26 protein-coding genes are annotated in these 24284 nt (G+C 74.1%); 4 read left to right on the forward strand and 22 right to left on the reverse strand.

The window, feature by feature from the left end; translation table 11 throughout:
- Positions 1 to 3: 3 nt before the first annotated feature.
- Positions 4 to 1755 (reverse strand): ABC transporter substrate-binding protein, encoded by a 1752-nt coding sequence (locus tag OG556_RS06665; protein WP_371516286.1) that lies wholly within the window; start codon positions 1753 to 1755, stop codon positions 4 to 6.
- A gap of 214 nt (positions 1756 to 1969) precedes the next feature.
- On the opposite strand from OG556_RS06665, the gene OG556_RS06670 reads away from it, so the two are divergent.
- Complete coding sequence (locus tag OG556_RS06670; RefSeq protein WP_371516287.1) at positions 1970 to 3439, forward strand: aminopeptidase P family protein; 1470 nt, start codon at positions 1970 to 1972, stop codon at positions 3437 to 3439.
- Between the two features lie 22 nt (positions 3440 to 3461).
- Here the strand turns inward: OG556_RS06670 and OG556_RS06675 are convergent, their stop codons facing one another.
- The 5 genes from OG556_RS06675 to OG556_RS06695 all read right to left on the reverse strand — a co-directional run bounded on the left by OG556_RS06675 (position 3462) and on the right by OG556_RS06695 (position 7321).
- On the reverse strand, positions 3462 to 3791 hold the full coding sequence (locus OG556_RS06675; RefSeq protein ID WP_371516288.1) for an XRE family transcriptional regulator: 330 nt from the start codon (positions 3789 to 3791) through the stop codon (positions 3462 to 3464).
- Entirely contained in the window at positions 3788 to 4132 is a 345-nt protein-coding gene (locus OG556_RS06680) for a type II toxin-antitoxin system RelE/ParE family toxin (protein ID WP_371516289.1), read from the reverse strand. The genes OG556_RS06675 and OG556_RS06680 overlap by 4 nt, the downstream gene beginning before the upstream one ends.
- A gap of 128 nt (positions 4133 to 4260) precedes the next feature.
- A complete protein-coding gene (locus tag OG556_RS06685; RefSeq protein WP_371516290.1) occupies positions 4261 to 5283 on the reverse strand; it encodes a nitronate monooxygenase in 1023 nt (340 codons plus the stop codon).
- A 47-nt stretch (positions 5284 to 5330) separates the two neighbouring features.
- Positions 5331 to 5990 (reverse strand): response regulator transcription factor, encoded by a 660-nt coding sequence (locus tag OG556_RS06690; RefSeq protein ID WP_371516291.1) that lies wholly within the window; start codon positions 5988 to 5990, stop codon positions 5331 to 5333.
- A gap of 131 nt (positions 5991 to 6121) precedes the next feature.
- Positions 6122 to 7321 (reverse strand): sensor histidine kinase, encoded by a 1200-nt coding sequence (locus OG556_RS06695; RefSeq protein ID WP_371516292.1) that lies wholly within the window; start codon positions 7319 to 7321, stop codon positions 6122 to 6124.
- A 164-nt stretch (positions 7322 to 7485) separates the two neighbouring features.
- Between OG556_RS06695 and OG556_RS06700 the strand changes: the two genes are divergently transcribed.
- Both OG556_RS06700 and OG556_RS06705 read left to right on the forward strand, forming a co-directional pair.
- Complete coding sequence (locus tag OG556_RS06700; RefSeq protein WP_371516294.1) at positions 7486 to 8562, forward strand: ABC transporter permease; 1077 nt, start codon at positions 7486 to 7488, stop codon at positions 8560 to 8562.
- A complete protein-coding gene (locus OG556_RS06705; protein WP_371516295.1) occupies positions 8559 to 9239 on the forward strand; it encodes an ABC transporter ATP-binding protein in 681 nt (226 codons plus the stop codon). The genes OG556_RS06700 and OG556_RS06705 overlap by 4 nt, the downstream gene beginning before the upstream one ends.
- A gap of 1 nt (position 9240) precedes the next feature.
- Here the strand turns inward: OG556_RS06705 and OG556_RS06710 are convergent, their stop codons facing one another.
- Both OG556_RS06710 and OG556_RS06715 read right to left on the reverse strand, forming a co-directional pair.
- Complete coding sequence (locus OG556_RS06710; protein ID WP_371516296.1) at positions 9241 to 9837, reverse strand: Uma2 family endonuclease; 597 nt, start codon at positions 9835 to 9837, stop codon at positions 9241 to 9243.
- Between the two features lie 89 nt (positions 9838 to 9926).
- Positions 9927 to 10637 (reverse strand): GntR family transcriptional regulator, encoded by a 711-nt coding sequence (locus tag OG556_RS06715; RefSeq protein ID WP_063346897.1) that lies wholly within the window; start codon positions 10635 to 10637, stop codon positions 9927 to 9929.
- 263 nt (positions 10638 to 10900) lie between these two features.
- Between OG556_RS06715 and OG556_RS06720 the strand changes: the two genes are divergently transcribed.
- Complete coding sequence (locus OG556_RS06720) at positions 10901 to 11242, forward strand: hypothetical protein (RefSeq protein ID WP_371516297.1); 342 nt, start codon at positions 10901 to 10903, stop codon at positions 11240 to 11242.
- Between the two features lie 3 nt (positions 11243 to 11245).
- Here OG556_RS06720 and OG556_RS06725 read toward each other — a convergent pair whose 3' ends face one another.
- The 14 genes from OG556_RS06725 to OG556_RS06790 form a co-directional block, all read right to left on the reverse strand.
- Entirely contained in the window at positions 11246 to 12175 is a 930-nt protein-coding gene (locus OG556_RS06725; RefSeq protein ID WP_371516298.1) for an ornithine cyclodeaminase family protein, read from the reverse strand.
- Positions 12176 to 12315: 140 nt separating this feature from the next.
- Positions 12316 to 13344: a proline racemase family protein gene (locus OG556_RS06730; protein ID WP_371516299.1), complete on the reverse strand. Its 1029-nt coding sequence runs from the start codon at positions 13342 to 13344 to the stop codon at positions 12316 to 12318.
- Positions 13344 to 14714, reverse strand: coding sequence for an aldehyde dehydrogenase (locus tag OG556_RS06735; protein WP_371522599.1), 1371 nt, complete (start codon positions 14712 to 14714; stop codon positions 13344 to 13346). The genes OG556_RS06730 and OG556_RS06735 overlap by 1 nt, the downstream gene beginning before the upstream one ends.
- A gap of 85 nt (positions 14715 to 14799) precedes the next feature.
- Entirely contained in the window at positions 14800 to 15804 is a 1005-nt protein-coding gene (locus OG556_RS06740) for a proline racemase family protein (RefSeq protein ID WP_371516300.1), read from the reverse strand.
- A 113-nt stretch (positions 15805 to 15917) separates the two neighbouring features.
- Positions 15918 to 16853, reverse strand: coding sequence for a dihydrodipicolinate synthase family protein (locus tag OG556_RS06745; protein ID WP_371516301.1), 936 nt, complete (start codon positions 16851 to 16853; stop codon positions 15918 to 15920).
- A 57-nt stretch (positions 16854 to 16910) separates the two neighbouring features.
- Positions 16911 to 18374: an NAD(P)/FAD-dependent oxidoreductase gene (locus OG556_RS06750; protein WP_371516302.1), complete on the reverse strand. Its 1464-nt coding sequence runs from the start codon at positions 18372 to 18374 to the stop codon at positions 16911 to 16913.
- Entirely contained in the window at positions 18355 to 18669 is a 315-nt protein-coding gene (locus OG556_RS06755) for a (2Fe-2S)-binding protein (RefSeq protein WP_063346903.1), read from the reverse strand. Before OG556_RS06755 ends, OG556_RS06750 begins: the two co-directional genes overlap by 20 nt.
- A gap of 111 nt (positions 18670 to 18780) precedes the next feature.
- Positions 18781 to 19950, reverse strand: a complete 1170-nt coding sequence (locus OG556_RS06760) for an NAD(P)/FAD-dependent oxidoreductase (protein WP_371516303.1) — start codon at positions 19948 to 19950, stop codon at positions 18781 to 18783.
- 132 nt (positions 19951 to 20082) lie between these two features.
- Positions 20083 to 20973: a twin-arginine translocase subunit TatC gene (gene tatC / locus OG556_RS06765; protein WP_371522601.1), complete on the reverse strand. Its 891-nt coding sequence runs from the start codon at positions 20971 to 20973 to the stop codon at positions 20083 to 20085.
- 127 nt (positions 20974 to 21100) lie between these two features.
- The gene (gene tatA / locus OG556_RS06770) at positions 21101 to 21418 is read right to left on the reverse strand and encodes a Sec-independent protein translocase subunit TatA (RefSeq protein ID WP_371516304.1); all 318 of its coding nucleotides are present in this window, start codon (positions 21416 to 21418) and stop codon (positions 21101 to 21103) included.
- A 298-nt stretch (positions 21419 to 21716) separates the two neighbouring features.
- Entirely contained in the window at positions 21717 to 21893 is a 177-nt protein-coding gene (locus OG556_RS06775) for a hypothetical protein (protein WP_159398379.1), read from the reverse strand.
- 54 nt (positions 21894 to 21947) lie between these two features.
- Positions 21948 to 22178 (reverse strand): hypothetical protein, encoded by a 231-nt coding sequence (locus OG556_RS06780; RefSeq protein WP_371516305.1) that lies wholly within the window; start codon positions 22176 to 22178, stop codon positions 21948 to 21950.
- 3 nt (positions 22179 to 22181) lie between these two features.
- The gene (locus OG556_RS06785) at positions 22182 to 23129 is read right to left on the reverse strand and encodes a WYL domain-containing protein (protein ID WP_350878052.1); all 948 of its coding nucleotides are present in this window, start codon (positions 23127 to 23129) and stop codon (positions 22182 to 22184) included.
- Positions 23130 to 23155: 26 nt separating this feature from the next.
- Positions 23156 to 24148, reverse strand: coding sequence for a helix-turn-helix transcriptional regulator (locus OG556_RS06790; protein ID WP_371516306.1), 993 nt, complete (start codon positions 24146 to 24148; stop codon positions 23156 to 23158).
- Positions 24149 to 24284 lie beyond the last annotated feature (136 nt).

A 24284-nucleotide genomic window follows, 5' to 3' on the forward strand; every position in this document is an offset into this window, starting at 1 on the left:
CCCTCAGCCCTTGCTCTTCGAGGGGTCCTTGAGGCCGATGGTGGCGAAGTCCCACTGGCCGGTCCAGACCGGGTGGCCGAAGGCGCCGGCCACGTTGGTGCCGGCCAGCAGCGGGCGGCGCAGCCAGAGCAGCGGCACGGTGGGCGCCTTCTTCAGCAGGTCGTCGCTGAGCTGCATCCAGGCCTTGTTGGCCTCGGTGATGTCGCTCATCGCGTTGATCTGGTCGATCCGGTCCGAGGTGGCCTGGTCGCGGAACTGCTCGACGTTGCCCTGGTTGCCCTTCTCCTTGATGGTGCGGCCGTCGAAGACCTGGGGCAGGAAGGTGGCACCCGACGGGTAGTCCGGGCACCAGCCGAGGATGGCCAGGTCGGGCGCGTTCTTGGTGTCGCCGATGGTGTCGTAGTAGACCGACGGGTCGGCGGTGGTGATGGTGACCTGGATGCCGACCTTGGCCAGCGACTGCTGGAGGGCCTCGGCCCGGGTCTTGTCACCGGAGGAGACGGTCAGCGAGACCTTGAGGTCGGTCTTGCCGGCTTCCTTGAGCAGCTGCTTGGCCTTCTCCGGGTCGCCGGTCGGGGCGATCTTCAGGGTGTCCTGCTTGGTGCCGCCGGTCAGCGCGGGCGGCAGGTAGGAGGTGGCCACGTCGGCCGTCGCCGGGCCGCCGAACGCCGTGACCTGGGCGTCCCGGTCCACCGCGTACATCAGGGCCTCGCGCACCTTGGGGTCGTCGAACGGCGCCTTGGAGGTGTTGGGGTAGAGCATGTCGGTGCAGCCCTGCTGCTCCGCGATCAGCCGGCTCTTCACGTCCGGCTTCGGCAGCACCTTGGAGATGGACTCCGGGCGCAGCGTCGCCCACTCGATCGTGGAGGCGTCCTCGCCCTCGCTCGCGATGATCCGGTCGTCGATCTGGCCGGCCTTGAGCCCCTCGACGACGACGATCTTGTCCGGGTAGGCCTTGCGGACGGGGTCGGTGGACTGGTCCCAGTTGGTGTTGCGGACCAGCGTCAGCTGCTTGCCTCGGTCGTAGGTCTCGATCTTGTACGGGCCGGAGGAGAACGGGCGCAGGTCGTACTGGGTGCCCTTGTCCTGGGACTGCGGCACCGGGGCGAAGGTCGGCAGCGTCGCGGTGGAGGAGAACTCGGCGACCGGGCGCTTCAGGTGGAAGACGACGGTCTTCTCGTCCGGGGTCTCGATGCTGGCCAGGTGCTCGCCGTTCAGCGGGCCCTTGTAGTTCTCGCCGCCGGCCAGGTACTGCTGGGCGTAGTCGGGGCCGCCGGTGAGGTCCGGGGCGAAGGAGCGCTCGACGTTGTACTTGACGTCGGCGGACTTGATCGGCGTCCCGTCCTCGTACTTGAGGCCGTCCTTGAGGGTGAAGGTCCAGGTCTTCCCGCCGTCGGAGGAGCGGCCGAGGTCGGTGGCGAGGTCGGGGACGAGCTCGCTGCCGGCGGCGCCCGGCTCGGCCTTGAAGGTGACCAGGGTGCGGTAGAGCAGCCGGATGCCGAAGTCCATGTTCGGCATGGTCCAGTTGCGGGCCGGGTCGAGGTGGGCGAAGTCCTGGTTGGACAGGACGGTGAGGGTGCCGCCCTTGACCGGGGTGCCGCCGACGATCGACCCGGACTCCGCCCCCGGGCCCTTGGTGCTGCCCGCCGCGGCGCCGGTGCCGCTGTCGCTCTTGTCGTTCTTGCAGGCCCCGAGGCCGAGGGTGAGGGTCGCCGCGAGGGCCGCCGCGAGGGCGGCGTGGGTGCGCCTGGTCATGTGCAACTCCGCTGTGGGGGGCCTGCCGTGAAGCCCGTGGTCCGCCCCGGGAGGTGATCCGGGACCCGACCGGGAGGCGACCTTCGAGATCTGGCCGCCCCGCGGTGTGACCCGTAACATAGTAATGTGAAATTGCACTGCACAAGAGGTGACGCCCCCCGTTACCGAGCTGTGTCCAGGCCACACCACCACCGCCCCACCTAGGAGTTCACCGGTGCCCCTCCGCCAGACCGGCCTCAACACCGGGAGCCACGACCTCCCCGTCTCCCCCGCCCTCGACGCCTTCATGGGCACCCGCTGGGCCGCCACCCCCCTCCCCGCCGACCAGCGCGCCCCCGGCCACGACCGCCTCCCCGGCCGCCACGCACGCCTCTCCGACGCCTTCCCCGGCGAACGGCTGATCGTCCCCTCCGGCCGGCTGAAGGTCCGCTGCAACGACCTCGACTACCGCTTCCGCCCGCACAGCGCCTATGCCTGGCTCACCGGCCTCACCGGCGAGGACCAGGCCGACCACGTCCTCGTCCTCGAACCGGCCGGCCCCCACGGCCACGAGCCGGTCCTGTACCTGCGCCCCCGCTCCCCCCGCGGCCGGCAGCACGCCAACGGCACCGAGTTCTACCGCGACCGCCGCTACGGCGAGTTCTGGGTCGGCCGCCGCCCCGACCTCGCCGAAGCCGCCGCGCTCACCGGACTGCGCACCGAACACCTCGACGACCTCGACAAACTCCTCGCCGGCCCCCAGCCGCCCACCCGCGTCCTCGCCGGCGCCGACCCCCTCGTCGACGAGGCCACCGGACGCCCCGGCGCCCACACCACGCGGGACGGCGAACTCGCCGCCGTCCTCGCCGAGTTGCGCCTGGTCAAGGACACCTGGGAGATCGACCAGCTGCAACTCGCCGTCGACCACACCGTCACCGGCTTCCAGGACGTCGTCCGCGCCCTGCCCACCGCCCTGCGCCACCCCCGCGGCGAACGCTGGATCGAGGGCGTCTTCGACCTGCGCGCCCGCGCCGAGGGCAACGGCACCAGCTACACCACCATCGCCGCCTCCGGCGCCCACGCCTGCGTCCTGCACTGGATCCGCAACGACGGCGCCCTCGACCCGAACTCCCTGCTCCTGCTGGACGCCGGCGTCGAAACCGACACCCTCTACGCCGCCGACATCACCCGCACCCTCCCGCTCAGCGGCACCTTCACCCCCGTCCAACGGCAGGCCTACGACCTCGTCCTCGCCGCCCAGAGCGCCGGCATCGCCGCGCTACGCCCCGGCGCCCGCTTCCGCGACTTCCACAACGCCGCCATGCGGGTCATCGCCGAAGGCCTCGCCGACTGGGGCGTCCTGCGCATCCCCGCCGAACAGTCCCTCGCCGAGGACAACGGCCTCCACCGCCGCTACACCCTCTGCGGCAGCGGCCACATGCTCGGCCTCGACTACCACGACTGCGCCAGGGCCCGCGCCGACCGCTACCTCGACGGCACCCTGGAAGCCGGCATGGTCCTCACCGTCGAACCCGGCCTCTACCTCCAGCCCGACGACGAAACCCTCCCCCTCGAACTCCGCGGCCTCGGCATCCGCATCGAGGACGACCTCGTCATCACCCCCGACGGCGCCCACCTCATGTCCCACGCCCTCCCCCGCACCGCCCCCGCCATCGAATCCTGGATGGCGAGCCTGCTGGATTGAACCGTGCGAACCGGGCGGACGATCAAGCCACCTTGATCGTCCGCTCCCCCTGCCGAACGGCCACCTCGACCTCCCCGCCGATCGCGGCGGCGTACGCCCGCAGGTTGTCCAGGCTGTCCACCTGCCCGTGCTCGATCTGCGACACCCGCGCCTGACTCACCCCCATCAGCGCGGCCACCTCCTTCTGCGTCAGCCCGGCCCCCTTCCGCAGCTCAGCCAGCTCGTACCCACGGATCCGCGCCAGCGTCTCCTGCCGGATCCGCGCCCGCTCAGCCTCCGCCTCCGGCGTCGCCAACGCGGGGTTGAGACGCTGCGCCTCGGCCCACACCTCGGTCCAACTACGGCCTTTCATGCGCGCACTCCCTCGTCCTTCTCGTTGACGTACTGCTCATAGCGGGCCTCTGCCAGCGGGATGTTGACGTCGTACCACCGGGACCACTCCCCGTTCTTGTCGCCGGCGACCAGGATGATCGCCTCCCGCTCGGCGTCGAACACGAAGAGCATCCGGATCTCGGACTGCCCGGCCGAGCCAGGCCTGAGTTCCTTGAGGTTGTGCAGTTTGCTCCCCTGGATCCTGTCGACCATCGGGCGCCTGAGCAGCGGCCCTCTCCGGGCGAGCAGCGTGACCGCGTCAGCAATCTGGTTGGCGGTGTCCGGATCCTTGACGCAGATGTCCAGGAACCAGTCGTTCACTGGACCAACGAGTGTGATCTCCCACATGGGGCAAAATTAAGTTGTCCCTTATACGTTACCGCGCGCTTTCCGGCCTGATCCACCCCGGCGAGGGACGACACGCCACGGCCTCGCGCGCGCCGGGCGCACTACCCCCGCGCGGAGCGCCACAGCTCCGCGATCAGGTCCGCCGCCGGGCCCGTGCGGGTCTTCCGGTGGGCGGTGCCGGCCCAGAGGTGCATGGACTGGAGGTCGGCGCGGCGGGTCGCGGCGGCGCGCAGCGGCTGGGTGAGGTGGTGCACCTCGGGGTAGGCGGGCGGGGCGTACGGGCCGTGGCGGTCGATGAAGGCGTTGCGCAGGCCGCGGGCCGGGCGGCCGGTGAAGGCCCGGGTGACGGCCGTCTCCGGGAGTTCGGTGAGCGCCGCCCGGTGCGCGGCCGAGGTGCCGGCCTCGTCGGCGCGCAGCAGGGCCGTCCCCAGCTGCGCCGCCGCCGCCCCGGCCCGCAGCGCCGCCGCGACCGCCGGGCCGTCGCCCAGCCCGCCGGCCGCGATCAGCGGCAGCGCCGTCACCGCCCGGACGGCGGGCAGCAGCTCCAGCAGCGGGACGTCGCCGGGCTCGTCCCCGATCCGGTGGGTGGCGCGGTGCCCGCCGGACTCCGGGCCCTGCACGCACAGCGCGTCCATCCCGACCGCCTCCGCCGCCCGCGCCTCCGCGGCCGTGGTGACGGTGCCGACCTGGAACGACCCGGCCGCCCGGACCGCCGCCGCCTCCTGCGGCGTCGGCAGGCCGAAGGTGTACGAGACCACCGGGACCGGCTCCGCCAGCAGCACGGCGAGCTTGGCCTCCCAGTCGTCCCGGTCCGGCCCGATCTCCTCGGGCAGCGCGACGCCCCACCGCTCGGCCTCGGGCCGCAGCCGCTCCCGGTAGGCGGCGACGGCCGCCGGATCGCCGGGCGGGGCCGGGACGAACAGGTTCACGCCGAACGGCCCACCGGTCAACTCCCTGACCAGCGCGACCTGTTCGGCCATCGCGGCGGCGCTCCGGTACCCGGCGGCGAGGAACCCCAGCCCGCCGGCCCGGTTCACCGCCGCCACCAGCTCCGGGGTGGACGCCCCGCCCGCCATCGGCGCGCCGATCACCGGCACGGAAAGTTCATCGAGACGCACGGCCATCGGGGTCCTCCACTCCGGGAACGGTTCGAACCCGGCCCACCCTACGCTCAGCGGATCAGCCCCCGCCCGCGCGCCGCCCGTACCGCCGCCGTCCGCGAGTCCACCGCCAACTTGGTGTAGACGTGCACCAGATGGGACTTCACCGTGGCCTGGCTCAGGTGCAGCCGCTGGCTGATCTGCTGGTTGGTCAGCCCGTCCGCGACCAGCCCCAGCACCTCGGTCTCCCGCGCGCTGAGTGCCGCCGCCGGCGTCCGCATCCGTTCCAGCAGCCGGTCGGCGACGCTGGGCGCCAGCGCCGAGCGGCCCGCGGCGGCGGCCCGGACGGCCTGGGCCAGTTCCTCCGGCGGGGCGTCCTTGAGCAGGTAGCCGGTGGCGCCGGCCTCCAGCGCGGGCAGGGTGTCGGCGTCGGTTTCGTAGGTGGTGACGACGAGGACCCGGGGCGCGCCCGGCCGGGCGGTGATCGCGGCGGTCGCCTGGGCGCCGTTCATGGCCGAGCCGAGCCCGAACTGGAGGTCCATCAGCACCACGTCGACCCCGCCCGCCGCGGCCAGTTCGACGGCCCGTTCGGCGGTCGCGGCCTCGGCGGCGATGGTGAAGTCCGGTTCGCCCTCCAGGACGGCCCGCAGCCCGGCCCGCACCACCGGGTGGTCGTCCGCCAGCAGCAGCCGGATCACCGCGCCGCTCCCGCCGTCACTGCGCTCGTTCACGCCCTGCCCTCCCTCGTTCCGCCCGTTCACGCCCCGCCCGCCTTCTCCCCGCCCGCCTTCTCCCTGCCCGCCTTCTCCCTGCCCGCCTTCTCCCTGCCCGCCTTCGCTCCGTCCACCTTCGCTCCGCCCGTTCACGCCCCGCCCTCCGTCACCGGCAGCTGCACCGCGAGCGCCGTGCCCCCGCCGGGCGCCGACTCCACCGTGAAGGTGCCGCCGAGCGCCCGCGCCCGGGCCCGCATCGACGGCAGCCCGAACCCGCCGTCCCCTCCGCTGCGCCCGGCGACCGCCGCCGGGTCGAAGCCGGCCCCGTCGTCGAACACGTCCAGCGCCACCTCGCCCTCCATGTAGCTGAGCGTCACCTCGGCGTGCGAGGCGTGCGCGTGCCGGACGGTGTTGCCGAGCGCGGACTGCGCGATCCGCAGCAGCGCGACCTCCTGCGGCACCGGCAGCCGTACCGGGTCCCCGGAGACGTGCAGCTTCACCGGCAGGCCGCTGTGCGCCGCCGTGGTGGCGCACAGCCGTTCCAGCGCGACCGGCAGAGGGTCGCCGTCGAGCGCGGGCGGGGTGAGCGCGCGGACGAACCGCCGGGCCTCGTCCAGGCTGTCCTGGGCGGCCTGCCGGGCCTGCTCGACGTACCCGGAGGCGGCCTCGGTGCGTTCCGGCAGGGCCCGTTGGGCGGCCCGCAGCAGCAGTTGGATGGAGCTGAGGCTCTGCGCGAGGGTGTCGTGGATCTCCCGGGCGAGGCGCTCGCGTTCGGCGAGCACCCCGGCGGTGTGGTGGGCGGCCGCGGCGTCGGCGCGGGCGGCGGTGAGTTCGTCGATCAGCCGGCGGCGCTCCTCGCTCTCCCGGTACAGCGCCTGGTAGCCGAGCACGGTGGCGGTGGCGACGGCCGCGCCGAGCGCGGGCCCGATCGCGGCGGGCAGGCTGAAGGTGTGCTGGTGCCAGGACCAGGCGGCGATGGCGGTGGCCGCGGTCAGCCCGACGGCGGTGAGGCCGCCGCGCCGCCCGAGCAGGTGCAGTTCCAGGAAGTACAGCGGGAACGCCAGCCACACCCCGTCCTGGGTGGCGATCAGCACGCCCACCCAGGTGACGCCGAGCAGCGCCAGCCACAGCGCGGCGGCCCGGCGCGAACGGCGGACGGCGGCCAGCCGGGGCCCGACGGCGTACACCGCGGCCATCGCGGTGGCCGCGGCGGCGACGGACGCCGGGTCGCCGTCCCGGCCGACGACGGCGCGGGCGACGGCCAGGGCGAGCAGGCCCGCCACGAGCAGGTGCAGGCAGACCTGGAGGACGCGGGCGACGGGGGTGGTGCGGGATCGTTCGGTCGCCATCAGTCCAGCCTAGGTTCCGAACCGGGCCCCGGCATCAATCAAAAGGTTGAACTCCGCTTCTGCCCTTTGATGCCGAGGATGCAATCCGCGGTGCGATGCCCGCGGGGCCCCTTCTCCGGGACGGTGGAAGCGTCGGAATCACTCGTTCAGCAGGAAGGCCCACCGTGTTCGTCGCCTGGAGGGATCTGGGGTTCGCCAAGGGGCGGTTCGCCCTGATGGGAACCGTCATCGTGCTGATCACCGTACTGGTCGGTCTGCTGTCCGGACTGACCGCCGGACTCGGCCGGCAGAACATCTCCGCGATCACCGGCCTGTCCGCCGACCACCTGGTGTTCGGCAAGCCCGCCGACGGGCAGAAGCTCTCCTTCACCGACTCCCAGGTCACCCCCGAGCAGTGGCAGGCCTGGGCGGCCGAGCCGGGCGTCACCTCCGCCCAGCCGCTGGGCATCACCACCACGAAGGCCGCCGCCGGGACCCGCACCACGGCGCTGTCCGCCTTCGGCGTCCCGGACGGCTCCGCGCTCGCCCCGCAGGGCGCCCGGATCACCCCCGGCCAGGCCGTCCTGTCGAAGACCGCCGCCAAGAACCTGGGCGACCTCGCCCCCGGCGCCGACTTCACCCTGGCCGGCCACCGCCTCCAGGTCGCGGCCGTCGACGGCGACGCCGCGTACAGCCACACCCCGGTGATCTGGACCAGCCTCACCGACTGGCAGCAGGCCGTCCCCGGCGGCTCCGGCCACGCGACCGTCATCGCGCTCACCACCGCCAAGGGCGCCGACCTGCACGGCGCCGACGCCCGCCACGGCACCGAGACCCTCACCCGCGACGACTCCCTCGCCGCGATCGGCTCCTACACCTCCGAGAACGGCTCGCTCCAGCTGATGCGCGGCTTCCTGTTCGCCATCTCGGCCCTGGTGATCGGCGCCTTCTTCACCGTCTGGACGATCCAGCGCAGCGGCGACGTCGCGGTGCTCAAGGCCCTCGGCGCCTCCACCCGCTACCTGCTGCGCGACGCCCTCGGCCAGGCCGTCCTGCTGCTGGTGCTCGGCACCGCCGTCGGCACCGCGCTCGCCCTGGGCGCCGGCGCGCTGATCCGCTCCGCCGTCCCCTTCGTCCTCGACGCGCCCACCCTGCTGCTGCCCGCCGCCGTCATGATCGCGCTCGGCGCGGTCGGCGCCGCCCTGTCCATCCGCCGGATCACCTCCGTCGACCCGCTGACCGCCCTGGGGAGTGCCCGATGAGCCTGACCCTCGACCGCATCACCCTCACCTACCCGGACGGCGACGGCCGGCTCACGGCGCTGGACGACGTGTCGCTGACCGTCCCCAAGGGCTCGATCACGGCCGTCGTCGGCCCGTCCGGCTCCGGCAAGTCCAGCCTGCTGGCGGTCGCCGCCACCCTGATCACCCCGGACTCCGGCCGGGTCGTGCTGGACGGCACCGACACCACCGGCCTCGGCCGCGCCGAACTGACCGCGCTGCGCCGCACCCGGATCGGCATCGTCTTCCAGCAGGCCAACCTGCTGCCCTCGCTCACCGCCGTCGAACAGCTCCAGGTGATGGCCCACCTGGACGGCCGCTCCCCGCGCACCGCCCTCCCCCGGGCCCTGGACCTGCTGGGCGCCGTCGGCCTGCGCGACCAGGCCGCCCGCCGCCCGCACCAGCTCTCCGGCGGTCAGCGCCAGCGCGTCAACATCGCCCGCGCGCTGATGAACGACCCCACCGTCCTGCTGATCGACGAACCCACCAGCGCCCTCGACCACGAACGCGGCGCCGCCGTCCTCGACCTCATCACCGACCTCACCCACCGACGCGCCACCGCCACCGTCCTGGTCACCCACGACCGCACCCACCTGACGGCCGTCGACCAGATCGCCGAAGTCCACGACGGCCGCCTGACAGTGCCCGCGGCGGCCTGAGCTACTTCAGCGGTCCGAGCACGTCGTCCACCTTGAGCGTCACCGACGCCCCGATCGACTCCGGCAACGCAAATGACTGCCCGGGATGGTGGACGGCGTGCACCCGGTACTCGCCGTCGTTCGGGTCGGTCAGCACCATGACCCGCTGGTTGGTTCGATCCGCAATGACGTAGACGGGCACACCTGCCGAAGCGTAAGCACTGGGCTTCCGCTTGAGGTCGTCACTGAGATTCGACGAGGTGACTTCGAGCACGAGGCGGAAGACCGACGGATCGTAGCTGTTGTGTTCGATCTTGTGGTCGGCATAGTCGGCATCAACCACCGACATGTCCGGAACAGCAAAATCGAACGGTCCATCCGGCAACCAGAGTCCCATCCCCTGGATCACCCGGGTGGTCTCGCCATGGAGACCGGCGAGCAGGAGGGGGAAGCTAATGGTGGTCAGCGCATCCCCGTGCTGGCCGTCAGGCGGCGGCGTCACTGTGATCTGACCCCCGATGATCTCGACCCGGTAGCCGACCAGCTTGCTGGAAATCAGGTCAGCGGCCTCGAGCAGCGTGAACTGCTCCATGGGTTCTTCCACTGCGGCGGCGGACATGGAATTCCTCCTGACTGCCGATGTCGAGAGCATCATCGTAGACCGCAGGCGTCTCTGGGTGCCTGGTCCTCAGTGTTCACCCGAAGGAGCTACCGCGCCCGCAGCTTCAGCGCCGGGCGGGCCTCCTCCGCCGCCTCGTCCTGCCCCGCCCACAGCGAGCGGACGTGGCTGAGGTGGCGGGTCATGCAGGCCTCGGCCGCCTCGGCGTCGCCGGCCAGCATGAGGTCGAGCAGTTCCAGGTGCTCCTCCGCCGAGGAGGTCAGCTCGCCGCGCTCGTCGAGCCGGTTGAGGCCGTACAGCCGCGAGCGCTTCCGCAGGTCGCTGACGACGTCGACCAGCCGGGCGTTGCCGGCCAGCCCCAGCAGGTCCAGGTGGAACTGCCGGTCGGCCTCCAGGTACCCGATGAGGTCGTGCTTGCGCGCGGCCGCGACGATCTCCTCGGCCTGCGGGCGCAGCCGCTCCAGCTGCTCCTTGGTCGCCGTGCGCGTCACCCGGCCGACGGTGGGGACCTCGATCAGGGCACGGATCTCGGTGTAGTCGTCGAGGTCACGCTCGGTGAGCTCGGTGACCCGGAAGCCCTTGTTGCGGACGGCCTCGACGAGGCCTTCGCGGGCGAGGTCGAGCATGGCCTCGCGGACGGGGGTGGCGGAGACGCCGAAGTCGGCGGCGAGCGCGGGTGCGGAGTAGACGACGCCGGGGCGCAGTTCGCCGGAGATCAGGGCCGCCCGGAGCGCGTGGGCGACCTGGTCGCGAAGCCGCTCCTGTACGGAGATCAGGGTGCGGGGTTTGAGGTCGGCCATGGTGTTCCTCCGGGTGGGTGCAGAACACCAGCGTACAATGTCACGTTACGTTGAGTGCGCAACATTCCACGATTCGAACGGTCCCTCAGCACCCGAGGCCCCGGCCGAAACCCATGGTGGCAGCGGCCGCCGGCCGTGACAACGACCGGCGGCGCACGACCTGTCGCCCGCCCCGCTCATACGGAGTCGGCCCGGCGGGGGATCCCTTCCCGCCGGGCCGACTCCCGCTTCGCAGCCCCCGACACCCGCCAGGAGCAACGGACTTGGGAATCGAGATCGCCCTGTACGACGGCCGGCCGGACAAGGGCGGCCGGTCCGCCCCGGCCCTGCTGCACCTCTCGGTCGACCACGGCCCGGCCCTCGCCGCCGCCCTGGCCGCGCACGCCCGGCCGGCCGACCACCGGCCCGGACGGCTCGGCCGGATCGACCCGTACGGCGACACCCGGTTCAACGAGCAGGACGCCGGCGCCGCCTTCGAGGAGGCCACCGTCCTGCTCGCCCGCTGCACCACCGAGGAAGAGCGGGCGGCCGTCCGCGACCTGCGCAACCTGCTCGCCCACTGCGCCGCCACCCCGGGGAGCTGGCTCCACTTCCTCGGGGACTGAAGGTCAGCCGGCCCCGGTGCTCCGGTACACCTCCGCCGCGACCGCCAGGTCCTCCCACGCCATGCCGACGCTCTTGAAGAACCGCGGCCGCCCATCCGGCACCAGCGCGTCGCCGCGCACCAGCTCGGCCAGGTTCCACACCTGCCGGCCGGCCACGCCCGCCATGATCAGGTCGCCGGCCTCGCGCGCCGCCACCGTCCGTGCCTCCACGTACAGTTCGGCCCGCCCGACCAGCACCTCGTCCACCTCCCGCGCGTCCGGCTCGTGCGAGCCGGCGGCCGCGACGGCGGCGTGCGCGGGCACCAGGGCGCCGTCGAACAGCGGCGTGCGCGCGGTGGTGCAGCAGACCACCAGGTCCGCCTCGGCGACCGCCTCCGGCCCGCCGACCCCGGCCGCCAGCCCGAGCTCCCGCCCGTACGCGGCGAGGGCCCCGGCCCGTCCGGCGTCCCGCGCCACCACGGTGAGCCTGGTCAGCGGCCGGACGGCCAGCAGCGCGTCCAGGTGCCCGTACGCCTGCGGCCCGGAGCCGAACAGCACCAGGTGTGCGGCGTCCGGCGCGGCCAGCCGGCGCAGCGCGACGGCGGTGACGGCGGGTGTGCGCAGCGTGGTGAGCGCGGCGCCGTCGAACAGGGCGAGCGGCTGCAGGGTGGGCCCGTCGAGCAGCAGGTAGCTGCCGGTGATCCGGGGCAGCCCCCGGCCGGGGTTGGCGGGCGTGACCCCGGCGATCTTCACCCCGGCGTACGGGCCGGCGGCGGCCGGCATCATCAGCAGCTCGCCGGCCGGGACGGGGACGGCCGAGCGGGCCGGTGCGGGCTCCGGGTCGAACCCGTCGAGCAGCACCTGCTCCAGCGCCGCCACCGCAGCCGCGGGCCCGACCCCGCCGACGCCCGGCACGGCGTACTGGAGCGGCTCAGCCGCCGTACCGGGCGGCACAAGAGGCGGCGCAGGAAGCGGCGCAGCAGGGTTCGCAGGCGGGTCCACAGGAGGCTTCGCCGGCGGGTTCACAGGAGGGTTCGCCGGCGGGTTCACAGGAGGGTTCGCCGGCGGGTTCACAGGAGGGTTCGCAGGCGCGGTCACAGCAGGAACCCCGCGCCCAGGTCGTCGTCCGGTTCCAGGACGAACGCGTGCTCGCCGGTGCGGTGCGCACTGCCGGTGACCTCGGTGACGACGCCGCCGTCCAGCGGGTCGCCGCCGGGCAGGACGCGGCCGGTGAAGACCGTCCCGATGACGGACTCGTGCCGCAGCTCCTCCCCCGGCGCGAGCCGGCCCTCGGCGGCGAGGACGGCGAGCCGGGCGGAGGTCCCGGAGCCACAGGGCGAGCGGTCGATCTGCCCGTCCGCGAAGACGGTGACGTTCCGTTGGTTCAACACACCGTCCTCCGAGACGAGTTCGTCGAACAGGATGACCCCGTACACCCCCGACAGCAGCGGGTCGCTCGGGTGCGCCACCGCCTCCGCGCCGGCCAGCAGCTCCCTGATCTCCCGCCCGGCGGCGGTGAGTTCGGACAGCTGCGCGGTCTCGACCGCGAGGCCGAGGGCGGCCGCCGGCACCGAGGCGTAGCAGGCGCCCGCGTGCGCCACCGCGACCTCCACGGTGCCCCGTGAAGTGGCCAACGGCAACTTCAGGGCGGCGACCCGGGTGGGCACGTTGCGGAAGGTGACGCCGGTGGTCCGCCCGCCGGCCCGGTGCACCAGCGCGGTGACCCGGCCGGACGGCACGTCGATCCGCACCCGGGCCACGCCGTCGGCGGGGGCCGCGACCAGCCCGGAGTCCACCGCCCAGGCGCCGAGCGCGATGGTGCCGTGCCCGCAGGCCGTCGAGTAGCCGTCCTTGTGCCAGAACAGCACCCCGAAGTGCGCCTCGTCGTCGTCCGGCGGCACCAGGAACCCGCCGTACATCCCGGCGTGGCCGCGCGGTTCGCGGCTGAGCAGCTGCCGGGCGTCGTCCAGCGCGCTCGGCCGGGGCGCGGTCGCGCTGCCGCCGGCGCCGAGCGCGATGGCCCGCCGCTCGGCGACGCTGTCGCCGGGGATCGCGGGCACGCCGTCCAGCACGATCCGGAACGGCTCACCGGCCGCGTGGTAGTCGACGGTGCGGACGAGCATCACGCGCCCCCGCCCGGCAGCAGGCTGACCGTGCGGCTGACGGTGTAGAAGTCCAGCGCCGCCTGGCCCTGTTCGCGCTCGCCGTGGGCTGCGCCCTTGGCGCCGCCGAACGGCAGGTGGAAGTCGACGCCGCTGGACGGCGCGTTGACCCGGATCATGCCCGCGTCCAGCCGGTCGGCGGCGGCGAGCGCCACGTCCAGGCTGCGGCTGTGCACGGAGGTGGAGAGGCTGTGCGGGGTGTCGTTGGCGAGCGCGATCGCCTCGTCGAGGTCGGCGGCGGCGTGCAGCAGCGCGATCGGGCCGAAGAACTCCTCCCGGGCCAGCGGGTGTTCGGCCGGCACGTCGGTGAGCAGCGCCGGTTCGAGGTACCAGCCGTCCCGCTCGGGTGCCCGGCCGCCGGTGAGCAGCGTGGCCCCGGCGGCGACGGCCGAGTCGACGGCGGCCGTCAGCCGGTCCCGGGCGGCGGCGTTGATGACCGGCCCGCAGACCGTGTCGTCGACCAGTTCCAGCGCCTTGACCAGCGCGTCGCGCAGCGGCTCGTACGCGGCGCCGACCGCGATCACCCGGCTGGTGGCGGTGCACTTCTGCCCCGCGTACCCGGCGATGGCGGCGGCGAGGTGGGCGGCGGCCTGCCCGAGGTCGGCGTCCGGCAGCACCAGCGCGGCGTTCAGCCCGCCGAGTTCGGCCTGCACCGGCACGCCGCGCTCGGTGGCGGCCCGCACCACGGCCCGGCCGACGCCGGTCGAGCCGGTGAAGGAGACCACGTCGACCGTGTCGACCAGCGCCGCGCCCTCCTCGGCGCCGCCCGGCAGCACGGTGAACACGTCCTCGGGCAGCCCGGCCCCGGCGGCCAGTTCGGCCAGCCGCAGCGCGCAGGCGGTCGCCTCGGGCGCCGGCTTGAGCACCGCGGTGTTGCCGACCGCCAGCGCCGGCGCGGCCTTCCAGGTGGGGATCGCCAGCGGGAAGTTCCACGGCGCGATCAGCCCGGCGACACCGTACGGGCGGCGCCGGGTGAGCAGCAGCCCGGGCCCGGCGGCGGTCTCGTGCACCGCCCCGGACGGCGCGAACGGCGCCTGCGCGTAGTAGCGCCAGATCGCCGCGGTGCGGGCGACCTCGCCGCGTGCCTCGGCGAGCGGCTTGCCGACCTCGCGCACGATCAGCCCGGCCAGTTCGTCCGCGTGCGCCTCGACCGCTTCGGCGAGCCGGCCGAGCGCCGCGGACCGGGCGCCCGCGCCGGCCGCGAGCCAGCCGGGCTGGGCGGCCCTGGCCCGGGCGACGGCGGCCCGGACGGCTTCGGCGCCGGGTTCCTCGACGGCGACGACGAGGTCCGCGGGGTCGGCGGGGTTGTACGAGGTGATGGTCACGACCAGCAGCCCTTCGAAGGTGGTTCAGCGGACGTCGGAGCGGGCCCCTCCCCCAGGGGCCGGCTCCTCTTTCAAACAGCCTCAGACAGCTCTACAACAGGAACCCGGCCGGGAACGGGTCACGCGGGTCGAGGAAGTACTGGGCGGTGCCGGTGACCCAGGCCCGCCCGGTGACGGTGGGCACCACGGCGGGCCGCCCGGCCACCTCGGTCTCCTCGACCAGGCGCCCGATGAAGGTCGTCCCGATGAAGGAGTCGTTGCGGAAGTCGCGCCCCAGCGGCAGTTCGCCGCGCGCGTGCAGCTGTGCCATCCGGGCCGAGGTGCCGGTGCCGCAGGGCGAGCGGTCGAACCAGCCGGGGTGGATGGCCATCGCGTGCCGGGAGTGCTCGGCGGTGGAGCCGGGGGCGAGCAGCTGGACGTGGTGGCAGCTGTGGATGGACGGGTCCTCCGGGTGCACCGGGCGGTCGGGGCTCGCGTTGATGGCGGCCATCAGGGCCAGCCCGGCCTCCAGGATGTCCTGCTTGCGCTCGCGCTCGAAGGGCAGCCCGAACTCGGCGAGCGGCAGGACGGCGTAGAAGTTGCCGCCGTACGCCAGGTCGTAGCCGATCGTGCCGTACCCGGGCACCTCGATCTTGGCGTCCAGCGCGGCCGAGTAGGACGGCACGTTGCGGATGGTGACGGCGGTGGCGGCGCCGTCCTCGACCCGCACCTCGGCGATCACCAGCCCGGCGGGCGTGTCCAGCCGCACCGTGGTGACCGGCTCGACCACCGGCACCATGCCGGTCTCGACCAGCACGGTGGCGACGCCGATGGTGCCGTGGCCGCACATCGGCAGCAGGCCGGAGACCTCGATGTAGAGCACGCCGAAGTCGGCGTCCGGCCGGGTCGGCGGCTGGAGGATGGCGCCGCTCATCGCGGCGTGGCCGCGCGGCTCGTACATCAGCAGGGTGCGGAAGTGGTCCAGGTGCTGCTGGAAGTGCACCCGGCGCTCGGCCATGGTGGCGCCGGGGATGACGCCGAAGCCGCCGGTGATGACCCGGGTCGGCATGCCCTCGGTGTGCGAGTCGACGGCGTGGAACACGTGACGGCTGCGCATGGCTCTGACGACTCCCGTCGGAGTGGGCGTACGGAGGTGGTGACCGTACGCGGGATCGGGTGGGTGGGGGCCGGGCCGGCTGCCCCCTCAGCCGGCCTGGCGAGGTCTCCCGGTTATGCCAGGCCCTCGGCCAGCGCCTTCTCGGTGGCCGCGCGGACGGCCGCCTCGACGTCCGGGGTCAGCGGCTGGCGCGGCGGGCGGACCGGGCCGCCGGTGCGCCCGGCGATGTCCATGGACAGCTTGATGGCCTGGACGAACTCGGTCTTGGAGTCCCAGCGCAGCAGCGAGTGCAGCGACTTGTACAGCGGCAGCGCGGTGTCCAGCTCGTGCGCCACGGCGGCCCGGTACAGCGCGACGCTGGCCTCCGGCAGGGCGTTGGGGTAGCCGGCGATCCAGCCGACCGCGCCGGCCAGCGCCAGCTCCAGCAGCACGTCGTCGGCGCCGATCAGCAGGTCCAGCCCGGGGGCCAGTTCGGCGATCTCGTAGGCCCGGCGGACGTCGCCGCTGAACTCCTTGACCGCGACGATCGAGCCCTCGCCGTGCAGCTGGGCGAGCAGCGCGGGGACGAGGTCGACCTTGGTGTCGATCGGGTTGTTGTACGCGACGACGGGCAGTCCGGCCTTGGCCACCTCGGCGTAGTGCGCCCGGACGGACGCGTGGTCGGCCCGGAAGGCGTTCGGCGGCAGCAGGAGCACGGAGCCGGCGCCGGCCTCGGCGGCCTGCTCGGCCCAGCGGCGGGACTCGGCGCTGCCGTAGGCGGCCACGCCGGGCATCACCCGGGAGCCGTCGCCGGCCGCCTCGACGGCCACCTCGACGACGCGGGCGCGCTCCTCGGCGGTGAGCGTCTGGTACTCGCCCAGCGAGCCGTTGGGGACGACGCCGTCACAGCCGGACTCGATCAGCCAGCGGACGTGCTCGGCGTACGCGTCGTAGTCGACGGAGAGGTCCGGGCGCAGCGGGATCGTGGTGGCGACCATGATGCCGCGCCAGGGCCGGGTGGTGTCGTGTGGGGTGTTGGACACGGTGAGCTCCTTGGTGAGGTGTGACATTTTATTAGAGGAGATGGGCCGGAGACAAGAGTCCCCGGCCCGCGTGTTCGACGGACCTCAGGCCGAGTCGCCGGCCTCGCCGAACGGCTCGGACTGCCCGAACGACTCGGACGGCCCGGCCGCCAGCTGCGACAACGGCACCGGGCAGGCCAGCGGCCGCCGGTCCGGCCCCGGCTCACCCGAGCCGGCCAGGCAGGCCACGGCCGGACCGCACATCCGGCCCTGGCACCAGCCCATCCCGGCCCGGGTGAGCAGCTTGACGGTGCGCGGATCGCCCGCGCCCAGCTCGTCCACGGCCTCCCGGATCGCCGAGACCGGCACCTCCTCGCACCGGCAGACGTCGGTGTCCGGGCGCAGCCAGCCGGTCCAGCCGGGGCCGGGCCGGTGGGCCGCGGCCATCAGGTCGGCGAAGTTCCGCAGCCGGGCCCGGCGACGCAGCAGTACCGGCTTCGGCGCCCGGTCGGCCACGGCATGCGCGGCCAGTTCGCCCTCCACGATCGCGAGGTCCGCGCCGCCGACGCCGTTGGTCTCCCCCGCCGACCAGAGGCCGGGCACGGTGGTGCGCAGCCGGGCGTCGACCTGGAGCCCGACCGCGCCGTCCGGGGCGGTCCTGGTGGCCGCCCCCAGTTCGGTGGCCAGGTCGATCTGCGGCAGCAGCCCGTGGCCCACGGCGACGGCGTCGCAGGCGATCCGGCGTTCGGTGCCGGGCACCGGCCGCCAGTCGGCGTCCAGCCGGGCCACCGTGACGGCGGTGACCCGCTCGGTCCCGTGCGCCTCGACGACGGCGCTGCGCGGGCGCAGCCGTACGCCGTGCCGCAGCAGCGTGCTCCCGTGCCCGGCGCCCTCGACGAGCTTGGCGGGGACGGCCGCCAGGGCGCCGGGGCGCCGGGCGTAGCCGAGGTAGTCGGTGGCCTCGACGACTGCGGGCACCTCGGCCCCGGCGGTGACCAGCGAGGACGCCGCCGCGAGCAGCAGCGGCCCGCTGCCGGCCACCACGATCCGCCGCCCGGGCAGCACCAGCCCGGCCTTGAGCATCGCCTGTGCGCCGCCCGCGGTGACCACCCCGGGCAGCGTCCAGCCGGGGAAGGGCAGCTGGCGCTCGTACGCACCGGTGGCGAGCAGCACGGACGCGGCCGGGACGGTGGCCCGGTCGGTGGCCTCCGGTCCGCGCGTGACGTGCACGGCGAAGCCGTCGCCGGTCCGCTCCAGCGCCCACACCTGGTGGCCGCCGAGGAAGCGGACCCGCCCGGCCCGCTCGTGCGCGGCGAGCCGGTCGGCCAGTCCGGTGTAGACGGACCAGCCGTGGTGGAGCCGGTCCGGGCGGGCGGCGCCGAGGCCGGGCGCGGGGTGCCGGTAGTACTGCCCGCCGGTGCCGCGGCCGGCGTCCAGCAGGACGCAGCGCAGCCCGAGGTCGGCGGCGGTCACGGCGGCCGCGAGCCCGGCCGGGCCGGCGCCGATCACCGCGAGGTCGGGGCGTCGGGCCGCTTCGGCGGCGGTCCGGTCAGACGGCGAGGTCGGCACGGCCGTTGCCCTCCTGGGTGGTGACGGTGGTGCCGGGTTCGGCGGGGAGCAGGCAGGTGCGCTGGTTGGGGCGGCCGTCGACGGTGGCCAGGCAGTCGAAGCAGGCGCCGATGCCGCAGAACACCCCGCGCGGCCGGCCGCCGACCCGGGTGGTGCGCCAGGCGAGCACGCCGTCGGCCCAGAGCGCGGCGGCGATCGACTGTCCGGGCAGGGCCGGGACGGGTCGGCCGTCGAACTCGATGTGGTGGGCGGGGCCGGGTTCGGCCCGGACCAGGTCGGCGGGGGTGCGGCGCATCGGCGGCTTCTCCGTTCCGGGGTTGGTCGACGAACGAGGGCGGTCGACACGGCGGGGGCGGTCGACGAACGAGCGTGGTCGGCAGGCTGGCGGCGGTCGAGGAGCCCGGGCTCAGGCCCCGGCGTCCGCCGCGAAGCGGTCCGGCCGGAACGGCGCGAGGTCCAGTTCCGGCTGCTTGCCGGTCAGTTGCTCGCTGATCAGCAGGCCGGTCGCCGGAGCCAGCCCGATGCCGGCGCCCTCGTGCCCGCAGGCGTGGTAGAGCCCGGGCACCCTGGGGTCCTCGCCGATGGCCGGCAGGTGGTCCGGCAGGTACGGGCGGAAGCCCCGGTAGGTGCGCATCACGGTGACGTCCGCGAGCACCGGGAAGAGCGCCGCGGCCTGGGCGGCGAGCCGCCGCAGCACCTCCTGGGAGAGGGTGCGGTCGAAGCCGACCCGTTCGCGGCTGGCGCCGATCAGCACGGGCCCGCCGGGGGTGCCCTCGACCACGGCGGAGGTCTGCAGCCCGGCCGAGCCGCTGGCGACGTCGGCGACGTAGTCGGCGGCGTAGACCTTGTGCCGGACGATCCGCGGCAGCGGCTCGGTGACCAGGACGAAGCCGCGGCGGGGCATCACCGGCAGGTGCACCCCGGCCAGCCCGGCCAGTTCGCCGCCCCAGGTGCCGGTCGCGTTGACGACGGCGGGGGCGTCGAGTCGGCGGCGGTCGGTCCGCACCCCGCGCACGGCGCCGTCCGGCCCCCGGTGCACGGCGGTCACCGTCTCCCCGGTGATCAGCTCGGCGCCCATCCGGCGGGCCTCGCGCAGCAGGTGGGCGGCGGCGAGGGCGGGCTGGACCTGGGCGTCCTGCGGGTAGTGGAAGCCGCCGGCGAGGCCGGGGGCGAGGTGCGGCTCCAGCTCGTGCAGCCGCTCGGCGGGGATCTCCTCGGCGGTGACGCCGACGGCGGCCTGGCCGACGGCGAAGGCCCGTAGGGCGTCCTGCCCGGCCGGGGTGGAGGCGATCACCACGCCGCCCTTGGGCTCGTACTCGACGGCCGCGCCGAGGTGTTCGGCGAGGTCGTGCCAGAGCCGGGTGCTGAGCAGGGCGAGGTCGAGTTCGGGCCCGGGCTCCTTGTCGGAGACCAGCAGGTTGCCCTCGCCGGCGCCGGTGGTGCCGCCGGCCACCGGCCCGCGGTCGACGACGGCGACGGCGAGCCCGGCGCGGGCCGCGTAGTAGGCGCAGGCGGCGCCGACCACGCCGGCGCCGACCACGACGACATCCAGGGGAGGTCTCTGGGTCTTGAGCACGTCAGTAATATGTCACATGCCATCCACCATGCCAAGACCATCCGCCGAATCCCGAAACCGGGCCGGAGCAGCACAAAGGCCCCGGCCCACCGCGTCGGGCGGCGGGCCGGGGCCTCAGGGTGCGCTACCGGCTCAGGTGATGTCGTCGATCTGCTCGTGACGGGCGGCCGGCACCGGGGCGCCCGCCGTCGGCGCGGCCGAGGCCTGGACCATCTCCGTACCGGCCACCGGCTGCACCGAGAGGTCCAGCTCCGAGGCCTCCTCGTCGCTCAGTCCGGCGTCGGGGTTGCGGCGCTCCTTGCGCTTGTCGTTGTAGATCGCGATGCCCACCGCGAGGAAGTAGAACGCCCAGATCGGCGCGGCCAGCGTGAGCATGCTCACCGGATCGGCGCTCGGGGTGGCGAAGGCGGCGAAGACCGTGATGCCCATGACCATGCCGCGCCACCAGCCGAGCAGCCGCTTGCCGCTGACCATGCCGACCATGTTCATCATGACCAGCAGCAGCGGGAACTCGAAGGCCAGGCCGAAGACCAGCACCATCCGGGTGGCGATGTCGAGGTAGTCCTCGGGCGGCAGGATCGGCGTGGTCTTGTCCGGGGTGAACGAGATCAGCACGTCGACGGTGGTCGGCAGCACGAGGATGGCGCAGCCCACACCGGCCAGGAAGAGCGGCGCCCCGCACAGCATGAAGATGACGGCGTACTTCTTCTCGTGCCGGTGCAGACCGGGTGCCACGAAGGCCCAGACCTGGTAGAGCCAGATCGGCACGGTCGCGACCACACCGGCCGTCAGCGACACCTTGAGCATCCAGGTGAAACCGGCGGTCAGACCGATGTTGGAGACCTGGGCGCACTTGCCCTTGAACTGGTCGGCGGTCTCCGGTGTGCAGCGCGGCAGCGGCTCCAGCAGGAAGTTCTCGATCTGCCTGTGGTAGATCGCCGCCACGATGGTGATCACCACGATCGCCAGGACCGACTTGACCACGCGGTTGCGCAGTTCCCTCAGGTGGTCGGTGAGGGCCATCCGCCCCTCAGGATCCTTGGACGCCTTCGACGCCTTGGAGAGCTTGCTCAACCCCGGTCCTCAACTCGTGCGTCGAGGCCCGCCGGTCGACGGGCCTCCGTGGTCGCGTTCGTCACGTGCGCCGCGCTCAGTGCGGGCGGTCGCCGTCGGCCGCGGACGGCCCGGCGGCGGGCTCGGCCACCGGGCGGGCGGTGCCCGAGGCGCCCGGAGCCGCCTGGATGGTCCTGGCCGCGGTCGTCGCCGAACCGCCGTCGACCCGGGGCGCCGGGGGCGGCGTCGCGGCGGAATCCTCCTCGGCGCCGTCCGAGCGCATGGCCTTGGCCTCGCTCTTCAGGATCCGCATCGACTGCCCGAGCGAGCGAGCCAGGTCGGGCAGCCGCTTGGCGCCGAACAGCAGGACGGCGAAAATCACGACCACCACGATCGCGGTCATCGAGATGCGCATTGCGCGACCACCTTCACTCATGGCGACCCGTCGGGCCCCCCGCCGCGGATGGTAACCGCTGCGGATGACGCCACGACGACGGCCGCCCGAACAGGACAGCGGCCCCGGTGCGCAGTTCAGGAGCCATCTGCAGGAGCCATCTGAGAGCGTAACCCGCCCCGGCCTCCCCGCAGCAGCCCCCGTACCACCGACGGCCCTCCCGTGCTACCGAACGGGCACCACCGGACTGGCACCACCGGACTGCCACTTCCGGACGGCCTACCCGGCGGGCAGCACCGGAAGGGCACCGCCGGACGGCCTACCGGCCCGGTACGGCCTCCGCCAGCTCCCCCGCCGCCTCGGCCAGCGCCCGCGAGGCCGCGTCCACGCCCTTGGCCAGCGCCCGCACGTCCAGCCAGAGCCGGATCGCGAGCACCCCGAGGACCAGCAGGCCCGCGGTGGCGAGCAGGACGGCGGCGACGAGCATCCAGGACATGCGCCCCACCCTATCGGGCCCGGCCCCCCGGCCCGGTCCGCAGGAGAGCGCCCGCTACCCCTCGGCCGGGACGAGCCGCATGGTGCGCACCCCGGCCCCCATGAGCGCCGCGACGATCTTCTCCCCGGCCGGCTTGCGCACCGCCGCCCCGCAGAGCGGGCAGCCGAAGCTGTAGTGCGCCTGGGCCGGGGTGCGACCGAGGGTCAGCCGGAACTCCTCCGCCGGGAGCTCGACCTTCTCCCGGCACTCGGAGCAGTACACCTTGAATCTGGTCCCGGGCTCCACCGATCAGACCCGCCCCTCCCCGTCGGCGACGGTCTGCTCCCCGTACGCGGCCAGCGCCTCCAGGGCGGCCGCGCGGGCCTGCCCGGCCAGCCCGGGCGGCGAGACGATCCGGCCGTCCCGGCCCAGCCGCAGCGCCAGCGGGCGCAGCTGGGAGGGGTCGGCGCTGCGCAGGGTGATCCGCAGCCCGCCGTCGGGCAGTTCCTCGGCCCGGTCGTGGGTGTAGTACTCGGCCACCCAGCGCCCGCCGGAGGAGACCTCGACGACCACCTCGGGGTCGTCCGCGGACGGGTTGACCAGCCCGCCGCTCAGGTCGCGCGGCTCGCGCCGCGGCGGGTCGGCGGGGACGTCCAGCACCCGGATCTCGGCGACCCGGTCCAGCCGGAACATCCGGTGGTCCTCGGAGGTGCGGCACCAGGCCTCGAGGTAGGTGTGGCCCTCGGTGAGCAGCCGGATCGGGTCGACCTCGCGCTCGGTCATCCCGCCGCGCCCGTGCGAGTAGTAGCGCAGCCACAGCCGGCGCCCCTCGCTGAGCGCGCGGTCGATGTCGGCGAACACGTGGCCCTCCGCCTCGAAGGTCACGCCGACCCGGGCGCTGCCGGCGGCGCTCTCGCCCGCCGCGTTCTCGATCTTGACGACGGCCCGGGTGAGCGCCTCCCGGTCGCCGGCCCGCAGGCCGGGCAGCCCGGCCACCGCACGGGCGGCGACCAGCAGCGCGGTGGCCTCGTCGGCGGCGAGGCGCAGCGGCTGGGCCACGTCGTCGACGTTGTGCCACCAGATCCGCTCGCCGTCGGTGTCGATGTCGAGCAGGTCGCCGCCGCGGAAGCTGGTGCCGCACATCGGCAGCACGTTGAGGTCCCCGATCAGCTCGCGCTCGGAGATCCCGAACGCGCGGGCCACCTCGGCGACCTCGGCGCCGGGGCGCTCGCGCAGGTAGGTGACCAGCGACAGCATCCGCCGCGTCTGGTCGATCGCGTTGCTCACGCCTGAACCTCTCCGCTTCCGTTCACCACGTCCAGCCCGGCCACGGCCCGCAGCCGGTCGATCACGTCGGCCCGCAGTTCCTCGGGCCCGAGCACCAGCACGTCCGGCCCGAACTCGGCGAGGTCGGCGCCCAGCCCGTTGCCGTACGGGATCTCCAGCTCGTCCCAGCCGTCGTCCACCCGCGCGCTGCTCAGCGCCTTGGTGCGCAGCGGGAAGCCCGCTCCCCGGCGGACCCGGACGGTGGCGGTGGCGGTGGCGCCCTCGCCCGCGAACTTGGCGACGGTCGCGCGGACGTCGACGTGCTCGGGCACGGTGCCGAGGAAGGCGCCGGTCCTGGCCCGGACCTTGCCGGTGATCCGGCTGAGCCGGAACACCCGGGCGTCGCCGCGGTCGCGGTCCCACCCGGCCAGGTACCAGTGCCCGCGCCAGCACTCCAGCGCCCACGGCTCGACGGTGCGCAGCTCGCCGGCGGCGGCGCCGGCCTTGCGGTACTCGAAGCCGACCGGGCGGCGGTCCCGGGCGGCGGTGAGCAGCGGCTCGAACGCGGCCTCCCGGGCGGGGATGCGCGGCTCCAGGGCGGTCCGGCCCTCGGGCTCGGCGAACGGCACCCCGGCGGCGCGCAGCTTCTGCAGCGCGCCGCTGGCCGCGCCGGACATCTTGGCCTGCTGCCAGACCCGGGCGGCCAGGGTCAGCGCGGCCGCCTCCTCGGCGTCCAGCGCGATCTCGGGCAGCCGGTTGCGGTCGGCGCGGGCCAGGTAGCCGAGCTCGCCGTCCAGGGCGCTCTCGTCGACGTCGATCACCAGGCCGAGTTCGCGCAGGTCGTCCTTGTCCCGCTCGAACATCCGGTTGAAGGCGTCCTCGCTGCTGTTCTGCCAGGCCTCGCGGTACGCCTCGATGGATTCCCGCAGCTCCTTCTTGGAGAGCGGACGTCTGGTGTTCATCAGGCACAGGGCGAGATTCATCAGCCGCTCTGCCTTGGCGATCGCCATCGCTGACCCTTCCGGTGTGCCGCGCGTGCGCGGGGTGCGCGGGGTGCGCCCGCCGGGCGGTCGTCACCCGGCGGGACCGACCGTACCGGTAGCGGTACGCAGTGCAAAAGCCGCCTCCGGAGACGACCGTGGGCCG

Source organism: Kitasatospora sp. NBC_01300, assembly GCF_041435235.1.
Taxonomy (GTDB): Bacteria; Actinomycetota; Actinomycetes; order Streptomycetales; family Streptomycetaceae; genus Kitasatospora.

Bases quoted from the DNA above. Each gene is read 5' to 3' on its own strand.
- OG556_RS06755 (WP_063346903.1), bottom strand. From the start codon at position 18,669: ATGCGCCGCACCCCCGCCGACCTGGTCCGGGCCGAACCCGGCCCCGCC.
- OG556_RS06740 (WP_371516300.1), bottom strand. From the start codon at position 15,804: ATGCGCAGCCGTCACGTGTTCCACGCCGTCGACTCGCACACCGAGGGC.
- OG556_RS06695 (WP_371516292.1), bottom strand. From the start codon at position 7,321: ATGGCGACCGAACGATCCCGCACCACCCCCGTCGCCCGCGTCCTCCAG.
- OG556_RS06665 (WP_371516286.1), bottom strand. From the start codon at position 1,755: ATGACCAGGCGCACCCACGCCGCCCTCGCGGCGGCCCTCGCGGCGACC.
- OG556_RS06715 (WP_063346897.1), bottom strand. From the start codon at position 10,637: ATGGCCGACCTCAAACCCCGCACCCTGATCTCCGTACAGGAGCGGCTT.
- OG556_RS06685 (WP_371516290.1), bottom strand. From the start codon at position 5,283: ATGGCCGTGCGTCTCGATGAACTTTCCGTGCCGGTGATCGGCGCGCCG.
- OG556_RS06710 (WP_371516296.1), bottom strand. From the start codon at position 9,837: ATGTCCGCCGCCGCAGTGGAAGAACCCATGGAGCAGTTCACGCTGCTC.
- OG556_RS06745 (WP_371516301.1), bottom strand. From the start codon at position 16,853: ATGTCACACCTCACCAAGGAGCTCACCGTGTCCAACACCCCACACGAC.
- OG556_RS06675 (WP_371516288.1), bottom strand. From the start codon at position 3,791: ATGAAAGGCCGTAGTTGGACCGAGGTGTGGGCCGAGGCGCAGCGTCTC.
- tatA (WP_371516304.1), bottom strand. From the start codon at position 21,418: ATGCGCATCTCGATGACCGCGATCGTGGTGGTCGTGATTTTCGCCGTC.
- OG556_RS06785 (WP_350878052.1), bottom strand. From the start codon at position 23,129: ATGCTGTCGCTGGTCACCTACCTGCGCGAGCGCCCCGGCGCCGAGGTC.
- OG556_RS06775 (WP_159398379.1), bottom strand. From the start codon at position 21,893: ATGTCCTGGATGCTCGTCGCCGCCGTCCTGCTCGCCACCGCGGGCCTG.
- tatC (WP_371522601.1), bottom strand. From the start codon at position 20,973: ATGGCCCTCACCGACCACCTGAGGGAACTGCGCAACCGCGTGGTCAAG.
- OG556_RS06790 (WP_371516306.1), bottom strand. From the start codon at position 24,148: ATGGCGATCGCCAAGGCAGAGCGGCTGATGAATCTCGCCCTGTGCCTG.
- OG556_RS06730 (WP_371516299.1), bottom strand. From the start codon at position 13,344: ATGCTCGTCCGCACCGTCGACTACCACGCGGCCGGTGAGCCGTTCCGG.
- OG556_RS06705 (WP_371516295.1), top strand. From the start codon at position 8,559: ATGAGCCTGACCCTCGACCGCATCACCCTCACCTACCCGGACGGCGAC.